Annotated in this window: 13 protein-coding genes and 1 pseudogene; 5 read left to right on the plus strand and 9 right to left on the minus strand. The window is 72.1% G+C overall.

Annotation, left to right across the window (positions count from 1 at the left end; translation table 11 throughout):
* Window positions 1-10 precede the first annotated feature (10 nt).
* Window positions 11-916: pseudogene (locus ACFWVV_RS25920) on the plus strand (NUDIX domain-containing protein); the annotation flags it as partial.
* A gap of 59 nt (window positions 917-975) precedes the next feature.
* On the plus strand, window positions 976-1,560 hold the full coding sequence (locus ACFWVV_RS25925) for a hypothetical protein (RefSeq protein WP_384349295.1): 585 nt from the start codon (window positions 976-978) through the stop codon (window positions 1,558-1,560).
* 141 nt (window positions 1,561-1,701) lie between these two features.
* On the opposite strand, the gene ACFWVV_RS25930 is transcribed toward ACFWVV_RS25925, so the two are convergent.
* A complete protein-coding gene (locus ACFWVV_RS25930; protein ID WP_384349292.1) occupies window positions 1,702-2,187 on the minus strand; it encodes a DUF402 domain-containing protein in 486 nt (161 codons plus the stop codon).
* Window positions 2,188-2,218: 31 nt separating this feature from the next.
* Window positions 2,219-3,151, minus strand: a complete 933-nt coding sequence (locus ACFWVV_RS25935) for a GNAT family N-acetyltransferase (RefSeq protein ID WP_384349289.1) — start codon at window positions 3,149-3,151, stop codon at window positions 2,219-2,221.
* Window positions 3,152-3,281: 130 nt separating this feature from the next.
* On the opposite strand from ACFWVV_RS25935, the gene ACFWVV_RS25940 reads away from it, so the two are divergent.
* Entirely contained in the window at window positions 3,282-3,671 is a 390-nt protein-coding gene (locus tag ACFWVV_RS25940; RefSeq protein ID WP_384349286.1) for a GntR family transcriptional regulator, read from the plus strand.
* A gap of 180 nt (window positions 3,672-3,851) precedes the next feature.
* Here ACFWVV_RS25940 and ACFWVV_RS25945 read toward each other — a convergent pair whose 3' ends face one another.
* Window positions 3,852-5,006 (minus strand): DUF5925 domain-containing protein, encoded by a 1,155-nt coding sequence (locus ACFWVV_RS25945; protein WP_384349283.1) that lies wholly within the window; start codon window positions 5,004-5,006, stop codon window positions 3,852-3,854.
* Between the two features lie 114 nt (window positions 5,007-5,120).
* On the opposite strand from ACFWVV_RS25945, the gene ACFWVV_RS25950 reads away from it, so the two are divergent.
* Window positions 5,121-6,554, plus strand: a complete 1,434-nt coding sequence (locus ACFWVV_RS25950) for a xylan 1,4-beta-xylosidase (protein ID WP_384349280.1) — start codon at window positions 5,121-5,123, stop codon at window positions 6,552-6,554.
* A gap of 129 nt (window positions 6,555-6,683) precedes the next feature.
* Here ACFWVV_RS25950 and ACFWVV_RS25955 read toward each other — a convergent pair whose 3' ends face one another.
* The 6 genes from ACFWVV_RS25955 to ACFWVV_RS25980 all read right to left on the minus strand — a co-directional run bounded on the left by ACFWVV_RS25955 (window position 6,684) and on the right by ACFWVV_RS25980 (window position 15,533).
* Entirely contained in the window at window positions 6,684-10,853 is a 4,170-nt protein-coding gene (locus ACFWVV_RS25955) for a lipopolysaccharide biosynthesis protein (protein WP_384349277.1), read from the minus strand.
* On the minus strand, window positions 10,846-11,697 hold the full coding sequence (locus ACFWVV_RS25960; protein ID WP_384349274.1) for a polysaccharide deacetylase family protein: 852 nt from the start codon (window positions 11,695-11,697) through the stop codon (window positions 10,846-10,848). Before ACFWVV_RS25960 ends, ACFWVV_RS25955 begins: the two co-directional genes overlap by 8 nt.
* Window positions 11,694-12,779 (minus strand): glycosyltransferase family 2 protein, encoded by a 1,086-nt coding sequence (locus ACFWVV_RS25965; protein WP_384349271.1) that lies wholly within the window; start codon window positions 12,777-12,779, stop codon window positions 11,694-11,696. Before ACFWVV_RS25965 ends, ACFWVV_RS25960 begins: the two co-directional genes overlap by 4 nt.
* Window positions 12,776-13,648 carry a glycosyltransferase family 2 protein gene (locus ACFWVV_RS25970; protein WP_384349268.1) on the minus strand — a complete coding sequence of 291 codons (873 nt, stop codon included), beginning with the start codon at window positions 13,646-13,648 and terminating at the stop codon, window positions 12,776-12,778. The genes ACFWVV_RS25965 and ACFWVV_RS25970 overlap by 4 nt, the downstream gene beginning before the upstream one ends.
* Window positions 13,649-13,990: 342 nt before the next feature.
* A complete protein-coding gene (locus tag ACFWVV_RS25975; protein ID WP_384349265.1) occupies window positions 13,991-15,106 on the minus strand; it encodes a GNAT family N-acetyltransferase in 1,116 nt (371 codons plus the stop codon).
* A 1-nt stretch (window position 15,107) separates the two neighbouring features.
* The gene (locus tag ACFWVV_RS25980) at window positions 15,108-15,533 is read right to left on the minus strand and encodes a hypothetical protein (protein WP_384349261.1); all 426 of its coding nucleotides are present in this window, start codon (window positions 15,531-15,533) and stop codon (window positions 15,108-15,110) included.
* Window positions 15,534-15,732: 199 nt separating this feature from the next.
* On the opposite strand from ACFWVV_RS25980, the gene ACFWVV_RS25985 reads away from it, so the two are divergent.
* Window positions 15,733-16,536: an SGNH/GDSL hydrolase family protein gene (locus ACFWVV_RS25985; RefSeq protein ID WP_384349258.1), complete on the plus strand. Its 804-nt coding sequence runs from the start codon at window positions 15,733-15,735 to the stop codon at window positions 16,534-16,536.
* Window positions 16,537-16,542 lie beyond the last annotated feature (6 nt).

The raw sequence follows: 16,542 nt of genomic DNA on the forward strand, positions 1-16,542 counted from the left end.
GCATTCCGTGCCCGTGCCCCGGCACTCCGAGGTGGTCGACGTCCATCTGATCCTCCGCAGGGGCGCGGACGTGCTCCTGGCCCGTCGCGCCAACACCGGATACGCGGACGGGCTGTTGCACGCCCCGTCCGGGCACGTCGAGGACGGCGAGGACGTGCGCGCCGCAATGATCCGAGAGACAGCGGAGGAGGTCGGCGTCACGCTCGCCCACGCCGACCTGTCCGTGGCCCTGGTGATGCAGCACCGGGGCCCGGGCGGCCGGCCGCGCACCGGCTGGTTCTTCGAGGCGCGGTACGACCCCGCGGCCCCGCCCGCCAACCGCGAACCCGACAAGTGCTCAGGCCTGTCCTGGCACCCGCTCACCGCGCTCCCGGACGACATGGTGGCGTACTGCAGGGCGGGCCTCGACGCGTACCGGCAGGGGCAGCGCTTCGTACTGCACTGGCACGAGGACGACGACCCGATCGCGTACGAGGAGTCGGTACGCGCCCGTAAAGTGCCGCTCCGCGAGTCCGGGGCATCGGGCTCGGTCCATCACATCGAGCTCTGGGTGCCGGACCTGGCCGCGGGGGAGCGGAGCTGGGGCTGGCTGCTCGGCGAGCTGGGTTACGTGCCGTACCAGCACTGGGAGTCGGGGCGGAGCTGGCGGCTCGGGGGCACGTACGTCGTCCTGGAGCAGTCGCCCGCCCTGCACGGGGACAGACACGACCGCCTGGCCCCCGGGCTCAACCACCTCGCCCTGCGCATCCGGGACGCGGCGGCGCTGGACGCGCTGGTGGCGGCCGCCCCGGAGCACGGCTGGACCCTCCTCTTCCCGGACCGGCACCCGTACGCGGGAGGGGAAGGTCACCGTGCGGCCTACCTGGAGGACCGATCCGGATACGAGGTGGAGATCGTCGCCGACAACGACCAGTAGGGGAACGGGTGTGCGGTTGGATGGGGTGCATGAGACATGGAGTGCGGAGGGCGTCGGCCATGCTGCTGCTTCCCCTGGTGCTGGCCGGGTGCGGGAGCGAGGTGGCCGGCGGGGCGCAGGTGGACCGGGCCACGCTGGAGGAGCGGGCGGGGGAGTCCGTGCTGGAGCACGTCTACGTCACCGAGATACCCGGGTACACCCTGGCCGAGCAGTCCGTCAACGTCGTCGGCCACGACGGCTTCTCGGGCACCTATGTGTCGAAGCAGGGCGGACGGGTCCAACTGTCGGTCGATCGGGGACAGTTGCCGGTGCACGGCTGCGACGGGTGCGTGCGGGACGGAGACCACTGGTACAGCTCCACCGGCGGTGACAGCGTGTACCTGCGCGCCGAGGGCGGACACGTCGTGCGGCTCACCGGCTCCGGCGGCGTCGCACGGGACGTCGTCAGGACGGCCGCGGAGAATGCGCACCACGCGAGCCCCGAAGAGATGGACGCCGTCCTGCCGGAGGCCGGATCCGGAACGCAGAGCGGTGGCGGCCCCACCGACGGCGGCACAGCCACGAGTGGGGGACCGGTCGAGCGGGGCGACCTGCCGCCGGTGGGCGACGGGGCGCCCCGTAACGACGTGGGAGCCAGCGGCTGAGGCAGGCCGCCGACCAGGTACTGGCGACTGAGGCGGGCGGCTGACCGGGGGCGGCTGAGGCGGGCGGCCGACCAGGTGCCGGCGGCCGAGGCGGGCGGTCGACAGGGGGCCGTCGGCCGGACCGGATGCCGGTGGCCGTGGTCAGCCGGCGTCGCCGCCGAGCAGCAGATCGGTGAACCGCTCCGACCGGGCGGCGAGTTCGAGGGAGTCCAGGGTGCGGGAGGCCTCGGCGGCCGCCGCCGGGTCGCGTTCCGCGAGGCCGCTCGCGGCGAACTCGTCCTCGTCGAGCCGCAGCACGGTAACGCCGTCCGCCGAACGCCACAGATCGAGGTCCAGGTCCTCGACCTCCACCGTGCCGTCCGCGTGGACGACGGCGGGGCGGGCCACGTCGCAGTACCAGCCCTTGAGCGTGCCGTCCCCGGTACGGACCTCCTTCACCGCGTACCACCGGTCCCGCCAGTAGTGCTCGGTGAAGACGTCGCCCGGGGCGAACGTGACGAATCCGAAGTCCTTGACGGTCTCCCGGGCCCAGGCAGCGCGCACGGTGAGGTGGGTGCCGTCGTCGGAGAGCAGGGTGGCGGGGTAGCGGATCTTGGTCCGGCCGGCCTTGGTGAGGGCGATCTCCACGGTGGCGGTACCTTCCGTCGGGCGAGGTGTGTCAGGTGAGTGCACGGGTGTACTCCACAGCGGTGGCGCAGCGCTCGTAGCCGAACCAGGCGTTGACCGCGAGCATGGGCTTGTTGGTGTCGTCGTTGCTGGTGAAGGCCTCCACGAAGCCCGCCGCACGCGACCGGTGCAGTGAGTCGACCTTCGCGGCCTTTGCCAGACCGAGCCCCCGGAACTCCCGCCGCACACCGGTCATGCCGGACACGTAGCGCGCCCCGCCGTCGGTGTGGGCGAAGGTGAAGGCCGCGACCGTGCCGTCCCCGGACCGCACCAGGGTGCTCAGCGTGCGGTCCAGGAGCGGATCGTTCCAGGTGCTGTTCAGCCAGTCGTCGTAGTCGTCGAGGACGGTCTGCGTCGACCCGGGTTCGTCCAGGGTGACCTCGGCGTCCGCGTCGTAGAGCGGCCGCGGGTCGTCACCGAGGGCGGTGGCGCCGGTGAGGACCAACCCGGCGGGAAGTGCCGGGGGCGTGGGCAGAGTGCCCGCCGCCAGATCCAGCCGCTGGTAGTGCAGGGAGTGGGCCCTGGTGTAGCCGCGCCGCTCCGCGAAGTCCCGGTCCGCGGGGCCGCTCGCCCAGGCGTGCAGGGTGGTCGCACCCTGGGCGGTCAGGTACTCCTCCGCCGCGCGGAGCAGCGCCGACCCGACGCCGCGGCCCCGGTGGCCGGGGTGGACCTGCGGGGAGCCGAAGCCGTGGCCGGGCTCGGCGCTCTCGTAGACCATGCCGCAGTGCACGACACCGACCACTTCGCCGGTCGCCTCGTCCTCGGCGAGCAGCAGGTGGTTCCTGGCGGCCGGGTTGTCGGTGGCCATCCCGACGGAGACGGCCTCGGCGGTGGTGACGATGTACGGGGTGGTGAGGCTGCGGATCCGGACGATGGATTCGGCGTCCTGCGAACCGGGACGGTACTCGCGGAAAATCACGGTCATGCGCGGGACGTTACGGACCGCCCGTGGCGTGCGCCTCTTCTTTTCGTACGTTCTTTTCGTACGGCGCGTACGGCTTGCACGGCTCGTACGGCATGCACGGCGAGGTCGTGCGGTGCGCGAGACTTGGGGGGTGACCTCGCAGAAGCAGACCCTGAGGATCGTCGTGGACGTCGACGACTCCGTCGCCCCGTACGAGCAACTCCGCGGCCAGGTGGCCGAACAGGCCCGCTCCGGCAGGCTGCCGGTCGGCTACAGACTTCCGACGGTACGTGGCCTGGCGGCGGAACTGGGACTCGCGGCCAACACCGTGGCCAAGGCGTACCGGGCCCTGGAGTCGGACGGCGTGATCGAGACGCGCGGCCGGAACGGAACGTTCGTCGCGGCGGCGGGCGATGCGGCGGAACGGGAGGCGGCCCTGGCGGCGAGGGAATTCGCGGACCGGGCACGTCGGCTGGGCCTCGGCCCGGAGTCCGCCCTGAAGGCGGCCAACGAGGCGATCCGGGCAGCGTACGCGGGCTGACGCGCTTGTCCGGGCGCCGCCCGGCCCAGGCTCCCGGGCGGGACTCTGCCCCGGCCCCTGTACCGGGGCTCCGCCCCGGCCCCCGTGCCGGCCCGGCCACGGTCGGTGTGCTGTCCGCGGGTTCGAGGGGGCTGGTCGCGCAGTTCCCCGCGCCCCCGACCCCCCCCCGCCGGGCAGCCTCTACAGGTACAGCCCCGCGCCTTCTCCCTGCCCCCTCTCCACCGCCCCCGGTGACGCCCCCCTGCGCAGAGCGAAGAGTTCCGCCAGGGTGGCCCCCTCGCGGCCGATCCCCTCCTCCGTGCCGAGCCAGTCCACCGACTCGCGCCGGGTGAGTCCGCCCACCTCGATCCGTGCCAGGCACCGCCCCGGCCGTACCACCGCCGGGTGCAGGCGCTCCAGGTCCTCGTTGGTGGTGACGCCCACCAGGACGTTGCGGCCCTGGCCCAGCAGGCCGTCCGTCAGGTTCAGCAGCCGGGACAGCGCCTGGCCCGCCGTGTGCTTCGCCTCGCCCCTGATCAGCTCGTCGCAGTCCTCCAGCAGCAACAGCCGCCAGCGGGACTTGCCCGCCGGACCCTCGTCCTCGCCGATGGCGATGTCCATCAGGTAGCCGATGTCGTTGAACAACCGCTCCGGATCCAGCACGCAGTCCACCTGGCACCAGTCCCGCCACGACCGGGCCAGCGTCCGCAGCGCGCTCGTCTTGCCCGTCCCCGGTGGCCCGTGCAGCAACAGGAGCCGGCCCGAGATGTCGTCCGGGGTCACCTTCATCAGCCGGTCCATCGCATCGGCCACCGGCGCCGCGTAGTGGGCGCGCACCTCCTCCCAGGTACCGGCCGAGATCTGCCGGGTCGTACGGTGCGGGCCGCGCCTCGGGGACACGTACCAGAAGCCCATCGTGACCGCCTCCGGCTCCGGCTCCGGCTCGTCCTGGGCGCCCTCCGTCGCCTCGCCGAGCACCTTCTCCGCCAGCTCCGCCGAGGTCGCGGTGACCGTGACGTCCGCACCCCGGTTCCAGCGCGACACCAGCAGCGTCCAGCCGTCGCCCTCCGCGAGCAGCGCGCTGCGGTCGTCGTCCCTCGCGGCGCGCAGCACCCGCGCCCCGGCCGGCAGCAGGGCCGCTCCCTGCCTGACCCGGTCCACCGAGGAGCTGTGCGCGTACGGCTGCTCCCCGGTGGCGAACCGGCCCAGGAACAGGGCGTCCACCACGTCCGAGGGCGAATCGGAGTCGTCGACGTTCAGCCGCAGCGGCAGCGCGGCTTCGAGCCGTACGGGCTCGTTTCCCAGCTCATCGCTCTCCGGACGCACGTACTCACGGTTCGCAGACATGCCGGACATGATCCGGCACCCGGCCACCGGGTGCACGGTCTTTTCCCCCGGAACGCGACCCCGCACCGGCAGTTCCCCACAGTGCCGCCGCAATCACAACTCCCGCGGCTACCCTGGCAGGTGATGGGACGTCATGGGTGGCACACGGGGGCTCGGCGGTGGCGGTTCGCCGCGCTGATCGGTGTGGGCATGGCCGCACTCGCACTCGTCCTGACCATGTGCGCCGGCTGGCCGCCCGGCGGCGACGGCAAGAACGACGACGCCGGCACCTCGGCCGACGGCGCACGCGTGCACGGCACCCCGCCCGCCGCCCCCCGGCAGCCCGTCCCCGAACTCGGATGGGGCTTCACCCACACCCAGTACAGCGCCGACAGCGGCAACGAGGCCGCCCGCGCCCGCGCCGGGAAGCTGCTCTCCGACGCCCGGCTGCCGCAGATCCAGCACCTCATGGGATGGGGGTCGAACAACCCCGAACCCTCCCCGGGCCGCTACCAGTTCGGCGAGATGGACAGCCGCATCGACCTGATCCGCAGGTCCGGCGGCACTCCTGTCGTCACCCTGTGCTGCGCCCCGGACTGGATGAAGGGCGGCAGGGCCGGTGCCGGTCACACCGACTGGAGCAAGGAGGCCCTGGAGACCGCGCCGAGCCGTGAGCACTACGCGGACTTCGCCAAGCTTGCCGGGGTGGTGGCCCGCCGCTACCCGGACGTCAAGCACTTCATCGTCTGGAACGAGTTCAAGGGCTTCTTCGACGACGGCGCCAAGCGCTGGAACCACGAGGGGTACACCGAGCTCTACAACCTCGTGCACGCCGAGCTGAAGAAGGCCGGCAAGGACATCCTGGTGGGCGGCCCCTACCTCGTCATGGACAGCCACGAGCCGCGCGCCCAGGAGAACGCCTCCGCCGTCAAGGGCCCCTGGGGAAGCATCGACCAGCGCTCGCTCGACGCCTTCACGTACTGGAACAAGCACAAGACGGGTGCGGACTTCGTCGTCGTCGACGGCTCCAGTTACACCCGCGACGACGAACTGCTGCCCGACCCCTTCCTGGCCACCGAGAAGTTCACCGCCGTCAGCAAGTGGGTGCGCCGGCAGACCGGGGGCGGGCTGCCACTGTGGTGGGCCGAGTACTACGTCGAGCCCGGCGACGACAGGGACGCGCGCGACGGCTGGAGCGAGCCCCGCCGCGCCGCCGTCCACGCCACCGGCATGATCGCCCTGGTGCGCGGCGGCACCGGCACCGCCTTCTACTGGAACCCGCAGAACAAGGGCGCCCGGTGCGCCGGCTGCCTGTGGACCTCCACCGAACTCGACGGCGGCGGCGTACAGCTGCCCATGATGAAGCTGATCGCGCGGTTCGCCAGGGAGTTCCCGCCCGGCACCCGCTACGACGACCGGGTGGCCGTCGCCCCCGGCGACGCGGCCCGGGTGCGCGTGCTGGCGAGCGAGCGGACCGTCCTCGTCGTGAACACCCTCGACCGGGCCCTGCGGACCGAGGTCGACGGCCAGGACCTCGACCTGAACGCGTACGAGGTGCGCTGGCTCACCCGCCGCTGAAAACCGGGCTCACCCGCCGCTGACAACCGGACACGAGCGCCGCTGACAACCGGGCTCACCCACCGCTGACAACCGGACTCACCCGCCGGGCGGCCCCGGGTACGGCCCGCCGGACAGCTCCTACGCCGCCTACGCCGCCCCGATCCCCGACAGCGTGAGCACCCGGATCACCAGAGCCGCCAGCAGCACCGCCAGCAGCGGCAGCGAGAACCAGAACGTGGACTGCATCCACTGGAGCTTGCGCACCCCCTCCGGCCTCGCCACCCGCACCATCTCCCGGGCCGTCAGCAGCAGGATCAGCGCGCCGGCGGCCAGCGCTCCCACCACCGACCACGGCGTCCACGTCACCCGCGGTCCCGCCGGTCCCGGATCCGCCTTCTCGACCGGTCCCCGCGGCTGCTCACGCAGCGCGTACAGAGACACGTCGGGGTTGCTGAGGACCTTCCTCAGCTCGGGCCTGGCGTCCAGGTTCCGCAGCAGACGCTTCTCCCAGGTGGCCGAGTAGCCCGAGTCCAGCTGGAGGTAGACCACCTGACTCCGGTTGACCATCAGGTACGAGTTCGGGCCGGCGTCCTTGAGCGCCTTGACCAGGGAGGCCACCAGCACCGGGTCGCGCGGCGCCCGGGTGGGCTCGTACTGGACCTTCTCCATGTCCTTGGCGCCCCACGGCAACGCGGGCGTCACGTTGTCGACGACGTCGTCGCTCATCCACAGCAGCCGGGTGGTCGGCTCGTCGTGCGCGTACACGTACTCCATCGCCGCGACCTCGCCCGCCCTGATCCGCTCGAACGCCTCGTTGCCCCAGCGGGCCACCAGGAATCCGCCGATCAGTACGAGTCCGGCCAGCAGTGCGGCCAGCGGGGCCAGGCTGGTGCGGTCCGCGTCGCGCTCGGCGGCACTCGCTCCGGTACGGGGGAAGAAGCCGAGTCCGGCGAGCAGGGCGGCACCCGGCAGCGCGAACATGAACACGCGCAGCGCCATCTCGCCGCCGTAGCTCTGCATCCCGAGGCCCAGGAACGGGAGGAACGCCAGCACCACGAGGGAACGTTCGCCGTAGCCCGCGAAGCGCCGGCGCGAGATGCCCCAGCAGGCCAGCGCCATCACCCCGCCCGCCATCGCCACCCGCACGTAGAGCACCAGCTTGTGGGCGGAACTGCCGCCCTCGATGCGGCCCGCCACCGACGAGGAGACGTTGTCGCCGAGCCCGCCGATCCCGCCGAAGAGCTCGTCGAAGTGCCCCGACCAGTACGGCTCCGCGAAGAAACCGATCCACACCGCGACGAGGACGCCGAATAGGACCGGCAGCCCGCGCAGCGTGGAGCGGCGGCACATCACCAGCACCGCCGCGACCCCCAGCATCACGAACGGGGTCAGCTGGTGCGCCGGGACCGTCCCCGCGAACAGGGCGATCAGGACGGCCAGCAGCACCGCTTTCTCACGCCGCCCGGCCGGCCGCACCTCGGCCTCGCCGGGGCGCCGCCTGGTCCAGATGACCCCGGGCTCGCGGAACCACACGAGCAGGATGGCCACGAAGACCAGGTAGAGGAGGTACGTGTAGCCCTGCGGCGAGAAGTAGTCCTGGCCCACCCAGCCGCTCAGGACGAAGAACCAGGCCCCCGTCCACTTCGCCCGCCAGCTCGCCCGCATCGACCTCATCAGGAGGAACAGCGGTGCCAGATAGAGGAGTTGCATGAACAGGGGCCACCAGCGGATCACCTCCGTCAGGTCGGAGACGCCGCACGCCCCGGCCACGAACGCCGCCGCCGCGAAGAACCCGGGCCAGCTCCACCGGGCATCCAGGTCCGGCACCGAGGAGCCGGTGCGGTCGATGTAGTCGAGGAAGCCGAGGTGCTGCCAGGCCGTCGCGAAGCGCGGCACGGCCTCCAGGACCGCCGGCAGCGCGTGCAGCGAGACGACCGTGGCGATCAGCGCGGTGGCCAGCAGCGCGGTCCTGGGGCGCGCCGTCCACAGCAGCGACGCGAACGCCACCGCGAGCAGCGCCGCCCCCACCAGCGTGACCGCCGGGAGTACGGAGACCAGCCCGAGCCCGCCGATCCGCTCCAGGTCCGCCTCGCCGATGCCCCGCAACGGCACCCAGTACAGCAGCAGTGCGCACGCCAGCAGAGCGAGCGCGCCGAGTTCGGGCAGACGCCCGCGCAGCAGGGCGCGCAGGCGGCGCGGCGGGGGAGAGGCGTCCGGGACCGGGGGGCCGTCCGGATCCGCGGAGGCGTCCGGGTGCGCAGGGCTGACCGGATCCGGCAGTCCGTTCGTGCCGCCGGGCCTGTCCGCCGCCCGCACCGCGGCCGGGTCCGGCTTCTCGCTCTCCTCGGCGGACGGTGTCGCGGCCGGGGTCGACGCGGTCGAAGCGGCAGCCGAAGTGGTGCGCGGGACGGGCGGCTCGGCATGCCGGTCCGGTGGCGGCGCTGCGGGCGGCACCCGCAGCGCCCAGGTCGGCCTGTGCTCCTGCGCGCCCTCGTCCTCCTTCGTCATGCCCTGTACGACACCGGAGGCGCTCCGGGGGATGTACAGCCCGGCCGCCGGAGTTTCCGGGCCGATCCGCATGTCCGGCCGGCGCTCCTGGTGGTCGAAGTCGGCCGCCGTGCCCAACGGCAGCGTGGTGGCCTCGCCCCACGCCGTCCGCAACGCCCAGCGCGGGCCCGAGCGGGGCGGCTGCTCCAGGGCAGGACCGGCAGCGGCGCTCTCCCCGGCCCCGTCCGCAGCGGCACTCTCGTCCGTCTCGTCCGTCTCGTCCGTCTCGTCCGTCTCGCCGGTCTCCGCGCTCCCGTCCGTCGCTGTCGCGCCCCCGTCCGCCGCATGCCCGTCCTCGGCCCCGGACGCCTCCCGGGACCCGGCGCGCGCCGCCTCCACCTGGGCTGCCACCGCCTCCGCCGGGGCCGCGCGTACCACCGCGTACAGCTTGAAGGCCGCGACGGAGGCGATCACCGCGAGGCTGGAGACCTCCGCGATGCCCGCCCCCGTCAGTCCCGTCCGGGGCAGCAGGACCAGCGTCAGCCCCAGCACCAGCACGCACAACGCGCCCTGGAGGCACGCGAGTCCGCTCGTGCGGCTCTGCGCGCGCAGCACCGCGAAGTACACCTCGATGACCACCCGCAGCAGAGCCCCGACGGCGAACCAGCGCAGCAGCCCGGTCGCCGCCTGCGCGTATCCGTCACCGAAGACCCGCAGGATGTACGGCGCGCCGAAGAACAGCACCGCAGCCACCGGCAGCATCAGCTTCGCCATCCTGACCAGCGCCGCCCGGCAGTTGCGGGCCAGCGACGCCGGGTCGTGCGCCCCCTCGACGGTGAGTGAGGCCCCCATGTTGATGGCGAGCAGATTGACCGTGCCACCGATGGTGGTGGTGATGTAGAAGTACGCGTTGTCGGACGAGCTGACCTGCGAGGCGACGATCACCGGTACCAGATAGACCACGGCCAGCGAGAACAGCGAACCGGTGTAGTCACCGGCCAGGAACCGCCCCATCTGCCGTGCCGTCGGCGGCTCGGTCAGCCCCTCGGTGGCCCGGACGTGCCGGGGCACCAGCCTGCGGAACACCAGGAACCCCAGCGGGATCACCGACACCGCGATCGCCGCGACCCACGAGACGAAGACCCCGGCCGTCGGGACCGACGTCGCGATCAGCACCAGGAGCACCAGCTTGACCGCCGAGAAGACAGTGTTGCCCACGGGCACCCACCACGCGCTGCGCAGCCCCGTCAGCACCCCGTCCTGGAGGGTCAGCAGCGACCACATCACCACGGCGAGGACGAAGCCGAGCCCGTTCAGCGGCCCGTGCAGAAAGCCGTACGAAGGACCCCAGAAGTCGAGCGTCAGCAGGAAGACCCCCGCCGCCACCGCCACGGCCAGCGAACTTCCCGCGTACGTACGGAACACCAGACGCCCGGTCCGGCGGCCCGCGACCGGGATGAACCGTGCGAGGGCGCCGGTGAGGGTGAGCGCGGCCAGCCCGGCCAGGAGCTTCATCGCCGCGATCGCCGCCGACCCCTGGCCGACCGCGGACGGCGCGTAGTACCGGGCCGCGGCCAGCCAGAAGCTCAGGCCGAGCAGTGCGCTGACACCCGTATTGAGCATCAGCGCATAGGCGTTGCGGAAGAGCGGACTCCCGCCGCCCCGCCCGCCACCCGACGGTCCGGCCCCGGAAGAGGCGCCACCGGACCACCCGGCCCCGGGAGGCCCGGCACCGGGCAGCCGCAGCCGGCGCCCCCGCGGGCGCTGCCCGGTCCCTGCCCGGTTCTCCCCGGTGCCGTTCCCGGCCCGGGCGGTGGTGGTGTCAGACACGGCCGGCGGCTGCCTCTCGTGCCCGCCGCGCGAGGCGGAGGGCGGAGCGGGACCGGCGCACCACCGCGTACCCCCGGGTCAGGACGCGCTCGCGGGCGAGGTCGCGGTGACGGGCACCGTTCTCCACCAGGCGGCCGAACCGCTCGATGCCGGTGGAGCGGCGGACCGTCAGCCGGTGCAGGGCGAACGGGCCCTGGCGGGGGTCGGCGAGCGCGTTGTTGACCGCGAGGGCCTGCGCGAAACCGGCGTCCCGCACCGCCTGCCGCACCCGTCGGCTGGAGTAGCCGTACGGGTGGGCGAACGACACGGGGGCGCCGCCCACCTCGTCCGCGACGATTTCCCGGCAGCGCAGCACCTCGAACCGCAGCCGGGCGTCGTCCAGCTGGTCCAGCTGCGGATGGGAGTGGCTGTGCCCGCCGATCTCCGCGCTGGCCGCGGCCAGCCGGCGCACCTGGTCCCAGTCGAGCATGGTGTCCGGCGCGCCGGGACCCTCCTCGTCCCCGCGCAGCCAGAGCGTCGTGACGAACAGGCTGGAGCGGAAGCCGTACCTGGCGAGGACCGGCAGGGCGTGCCGGTGCACCCCCTCGTACCCGTCGTCGAAGGTGATCAGCACCGGCTTCGGCGGCAGTACGGCACGGCTGCCGCGCCACGCCGCCCCCAGCTCCCCGGTGGTGAGCGGGGTGAAGCCCTGCGCGTCCAGGAGCTCCATCTGCGCGGCGAAGGCCTCCGGCGACACGGAGAGCCCGTACGCGGCCCTGGACGGCCGGTGTCCCACCGCGTGGTACATCAGGACCGGCACCGGTGCGGTGCCCCCGCTCGTTCCTGAGCTGCCTCTCGTACTCATGGGTGCGCCCCCTCGCGTCCCTCGCAATCCCCTGTTTCCCCGGCCGCTGCCCCCGCAGGTTCTCCGGCCGCGACCGCCGCCCCCGCCGGCTCGGCGGGGGCGATCGGTGCCACCGAGAACCCGCCGCCTCCCCTGCGGGCCCGGATGCTGCCCCGTACGTACCCGCTCACCGCGGCGGCCACTCCGGACACGATGGCCGCGGCGCGGCCCGCCCCGCCGGGCCGGCCAAGGGCCGCGTCCCGCAGTCCGCGCAGTACGCCCGCGGGCAGCACCCGGGCGGTGTAGCGGCGCTCCGACTCAAGGCCCCTGCCCGCGCCCACACTTCGGGACACCAGGGCCTTCGACAGGCCCTCGGCGTACGTCCTGGAGCGGAAGTAGCGGTACGTCTCCCGGCCGCGGGGGACCTTGTGGTGGATCACCGCCCGGTCGTCGATCAGGAGCACCGCGTCGGGGAGCGCCCTGCTGAGCCTGATGCACAGCTCGGTCTCCTCGCAGCCCAGCGGGCGCTTGTCACCGTCCCGGCCGATGCCGGTGGCGAAACCGCCCGCCGCGGCGAAGGCGGTCCTGCGGAACGAGGCGTTGCCGCCCAGCACGTTGCGCACCCGCACCCGGCCGGCCGGGAGGCCCCTGTACGTACAGCCGACGACCCAGTCGAACTCCTCGGGGAACCAGGCCGGCCTGCGGCCGGACGCCCAGGCGGGCATGGTCCGGCCGCCGACCGCCATCACCCGCGGGTCGGCGTACCCGGCGGCGAAGTGCAGCAGCCAGTCCCGCTCGGCGACCGCGTCGTCGTCGAGGAAGGCGACGATCTCGCCGCGGGCAGCGGCGATGCCGGTGTTGCGGCCTGCCGAGAGGCCGCGGGGACCCGCGTTCGCGAGCACCCGCACCTCCTCGTGCGCCTCCTTGAACTCCCGTACCAGGCGCTCGTACAGCCCCGGGTGGTGGTCCACGACCAGCAGCGTCTCCACCGCAGGCCGGGACTGCGCGCGCACCGAGGAGACCGCCGCGAGGATGTCCTCCCAGCGGTCCTCGGTGTACACGCAGATCACCACGGAGATGCCGGGCGGAGGAGCGTCTCTCACCACACCTCTCCCCGGCCGATCACGCGGCGGGGAGCCACCGCGGGCAGAGGCAGGTGACGCCGGCCGTGCCGCTTGCCGCGTTCCTTGAGGATCACCGCCAGCACCCGCAGCCCGTCGCGGACGGCCCGCAGGTTGCTCGTCCCGTGGATGCGCTCGAACTCGTGGCTGGGTATCTCCTGCACCCTCAGGCCGGCCTTGACGACCCGGATGTTCATCAGGGTCTCCACCTCGAAGCCGGTGCAGTCGAGGTCGATCTTGTCGAGGCAGTGCCGCCAGAAGGCGTTGTAGCCGTAGCACAGGTCGGTGTAGCGGGCGCCGAACTTGGCGTTGACCACCGAGCACAGCACCCAGTTGCCCAGTTTGCGGACCGGGGTCATGTCGTCGGTGCCGCCGCCGTTCGCGAAGCGCGAGCCCTTCGCGAAGTCGGCGCCGGAGACGAGGGCGGAGACGTAGGAGACGATCTCCTGCCCGTCGGCCGAGCCGTCCGCGTCGACCATCACGATGATGTCGCCGGTGCAGGCGGCGAAACCCGTGATCAGCGCATCGCCCTTGCCCTTTCCCGTCTGCCGTACGACCTTGACGTCGGGCCACAGCTCCCGGGCGACCCGCACGGTGCCGTCGGTGGAATTCCCGTCCACCAGAACGACTTCGTGAATCCAGTCCGGAAGCGACTTGAAGACATACGGAAGGTTCTCCGCCTCATTCATGGCGGGGATCACCACGCTCACCGGAACGGTGATCGCGAGGTGTGAGGAGATCGGCCGGTACTTCAGGCTTTTCTTGATCGCGCCCGTGCGGCTGTTGCCGTTCGTGGACGGCTCGCTGAGTGGATCCTGGCCGGGTACCGCAGGTCGGAGAAATGAGCTCATGAGTCTTTTCCCTCTCCACCGGTGGACCGCCCGCCCCCGGGCGGTCCGGATGAGTTTCCGGTTCGAAAGGGGGGTTTCACCCCGGCCATGACGGAATGGCACTCCGTACTGGCTGGGTGAGCCTGCTATTGCTCTGCGCGGAACGTGCCCCGGCAACCATCTTGCTCGCCGAGCACGGCACCCCCCTGCCGCGCTCCCGCTCCGGCCTCCCTCGCGACGCTTGAGCCCTCCCCTAGAGCCGCTTTGCTTGATGGGCCGGTACGGGTGAAGTACGACGGTATGGAGGGTGGGGACCCGATGGCAAGACCTGGAACGAAGCCCCGCTCTTTTGTGACCCCGTTATTACTTGGACGGTCGTATCCGGAATCTCCCCGATCGGATTTCCCCCATCCGTTTGAGCAACTTGTCCGCTGGTTCGAACAATTCCGGCCGCTCAACCACCGTGTTCCGCAAGGCCCGCACCGGTGCGCGGTGTGCCCGGTGGCTGAATGCCACGGGATGCCGACGCATCACCCATCCCTCGGAAACCATGATCTCCCGGGTCTTGAGGGCATCTTTGTACTCTTTCTGGCCCCGCCCCAGATCTATGTACGCGATCCCTTCGGCGGCAGCGGCTTCAGCGATCTTTAGTTGCATGAGCAACCCCGGCGAATATTTTGCGAAATGCGGGTCGTAGGCCGGGAACCAATTCGCGATGATCCGTTCTGAGCGCGGTCCGAAGTGTGCCGCGACGGGCCGGCCGTCCGCGTACAGGACGGACAGCAGCCCCGCGAAGGAGCCGGTACGGGTGTGGAAGAGCTGCTCGACCAGGCGGGTGATCCACTCCTGGGAGAAGCGGTCGCTGCGCCCGGTCCTGCGGTACTGCGCGGACTTCCACCGCATCAGCGTCCGCAACGCCGCCGGATCGCGTGCGTCGTGCACGTAGGTCACGTCGCCGACCTGCCGCGCCAGCCTGCGCTCCTTGGCGAGGGTGGACTTGAGGAACTTCGGCGAGTGGGCGCGCAGATGGGCGAGATACGCCTCGTAGCCGTCGAGGGTGTCGATCACCGGGGACGCGAACCGCCCGGTCGCACCCGTCTCGAACGCGTCCTGCCCCTGGGCCAGGTGGTCGAACTCCCACACCGCGAGCCCGCACGCCCGCAGCAGCTGCCGCGCGTCCCAGCGGAAGCCGGGGCGGTGTACGACGCCCTGACTGTCGGACACGCCCAGGCCCAGCGCCCGGCCCACCCCCGTGCCCGTGCGCTGGTAAGCGAAGAAGGCGGCGGCCTCGCCCTGCTCGCGCACCACCGCGATCCGCACCCCGCGCCGGCACCGGCCCAGCGCCAGCGCGAACTCCGGGGAGAGGAACGGGTTCGCCAGCTCCGGCACACCGTGCAGATGCGCCGTGGACTGCATCGCGGTCCAGGCCGCCCGGTCCGCCGAGGTGAGTTCGCCGGGACGGTACACGCAGAGGTCCACGTCAGGGTGCCTGCCTTTGCGCCGGACGGCCGGCTCGGCGCCGGAGAGCGGTGAGCGGGAAGAGCAGGAGGAGCAGCACACTGACCGCGGCGACCGCCGCGATCCCGCCCCTGACCGACCAGAGGTGCAGGGCCAGCATCGCCTGCGCGAGAAGAAGGTTGAGCGCGAGCGCCGCCGCGAGGGACACCACCACGCGCCCGAGCGGGTCCAGCGCCCGCAGCCACACCGCCACGGCCGCACCGGGCGCGGCCACCAGGAAGACGACGGTGAAGGGCGCGCGCAGGGCTGACGACGCGTCGGTGAACGCGAGGAACGCCCCCGCCGCGGACACCACCGCCGCCGCTCCCGCCACGGCAGGCAGCAGGTCGGGGCCGCGGAAGCCGCGTCGGTCGTCGCCGGCTGACGGTTCGTCACTGATCATCTGCATGGGCGACTTTGCCCCCCGGAGTGCCGGATGCCGGGCTTCAATGTCGCGCAGCCCGTCGAACCCGTCAAGGACGCGTAGAAAGCGTGGAGAAGATCCCGGCCCAATGTTCTTGGCATGAACACTACCGGCGAGTTCCTGGGGCTGGTAGGACATTCGAGGCGGCCCGGTCACTGTGATTTGGCCTGCTCAGGGAGGTTCCATGAAATTGTCCCGCTTTACGGCGTTCTCATGTTCATTCCTGCTTGCCGGCGTCGTCGCCCTCACCGGGGCGAGCGCGGCGCAGGCGAACCAGCAGGTCCAGGCCGTCGACTACGTGGCCCTCGGCGACTCGTACTCCTCGGGAGTCGGCGCGGGCAGCTACGACGGCAGCAGCTGCAAGCGCAGCAGCAAGGCCTTCCCGGCGCTCTGGGCAGCCAAGTCGGCGCCCGCGAGCTTCAAGTTCGCCGCGTGCAGCGGCGCCCGTACCGGCGATGTGACCAGCGGTCAGCTGAGCTCGCTCAGCGCGGCGACCGATCTCGTCAGTATCACCGTCGGCGGCAACGACGCGGGCTTCGCCGACGTCATGACCACCTGCGTCCTGCAGGGCGAGTCCGCCTGCATCTCACGGGTCAACACGGCGCGCGCATACGTCGACACCACTCTGCCGGGCCTGCTCGACTCGGTGTACGACGGCATCAGAGCCAAGGCACCGTCCGCCCGCGTGGTGGTCCTCGGCTACCCGCGGTTCTACAAGATCGCGGGCACCTGCTCCGTCGGACTCAGCGAGAAGTCCCGGAGCGCGATCAACGCGGCGGCCGACCATCTCAACACCGCCACCGCCAAGCGGGCCGCCGACCACGGCTACACCTTCGCCGGCGTGGCCGGCAGCTTCACCGGCCACGAGATCTGCACCCCGGCGCCGTGGCTGCACAGCCTGAAGTGGACCAACATCGGTGAGTCCTACCACCCGACCGCCGCAGGGCAGTCGGGCGGATACCTGCCGGTCTTCACCTCGGCGGCGTAGGGACTC

Source organism: Streptomyces sp. NPDC058663, from assembly GCF_042716745.1.
In the GTDB taxonomy this organism is placed as follows: Bacteria; Actinomycetota; Actinomycetes; order Streptomycetales; family Streptomycetaceae; genus Streptomyces.

Bases quoted from the DNA above. Each gene is read 5' to 3' on its own strand.
- ACFWVV_RS25925 (WP_384349295.1), top strand. From the start codon at position 976: ATGCTGCTGCTTCCCCTGGTGCTGGCCGGGTGCGGGAGCGAGGTGGCC.
- ACFWVV_RS25935 (WP_384349289.1), bottom strand. From the start codon at position 3,151: ATGACCGTGATTTTCCGCGAGTACCGTCCCGGTTCGCAGGACGCCGAA.
- ACFWVV_RS25945 (WP_384349283.1), bottom strand. From the start codon at position 5,006: ATGTCCGGCATGTCTGCGAACCGTGAGTACGTGCGTCCGGAGAGCGAT.
- ACFWVV_RS25950 (WP_384349280.1), top strand. From the start codon at position 5,121: ATGGGACGTCATGGGTGGCACACGGGGGCTCGGCGGTGGCGGTTCGCC.
- ACFWVV_RS25960 (WP_384349274.1), bottom strand. From the start codon at position 11,697: ATGAGTACGAGAGGCAGCTCAGGAACGAGCGGGGGCACCGCACCGGTG.
- ACFWVV_RS25970 (WP_384349268.1), bottom strand. From the start codon at position 13,648: ATGAGCTCATTTCTCCGACCTGCGGTACCCGGCCAGGATCCACTCAGC.
- ACFWVV_RS25980 (WP_384349261.1), bottom strand. From the start codon at position 15,533: ATGCAGATGATCAGTGACGAACCGTCAGCCGGCGACGACCGACGCGGC.
- ACFWVV_RS25985 (WP_384349258.1), top strand. From the start codon at position 15,733: ATGAAATTGTCCCGCTTTACGGCGTTCTCATGTTCATTCCTGCTTGCC.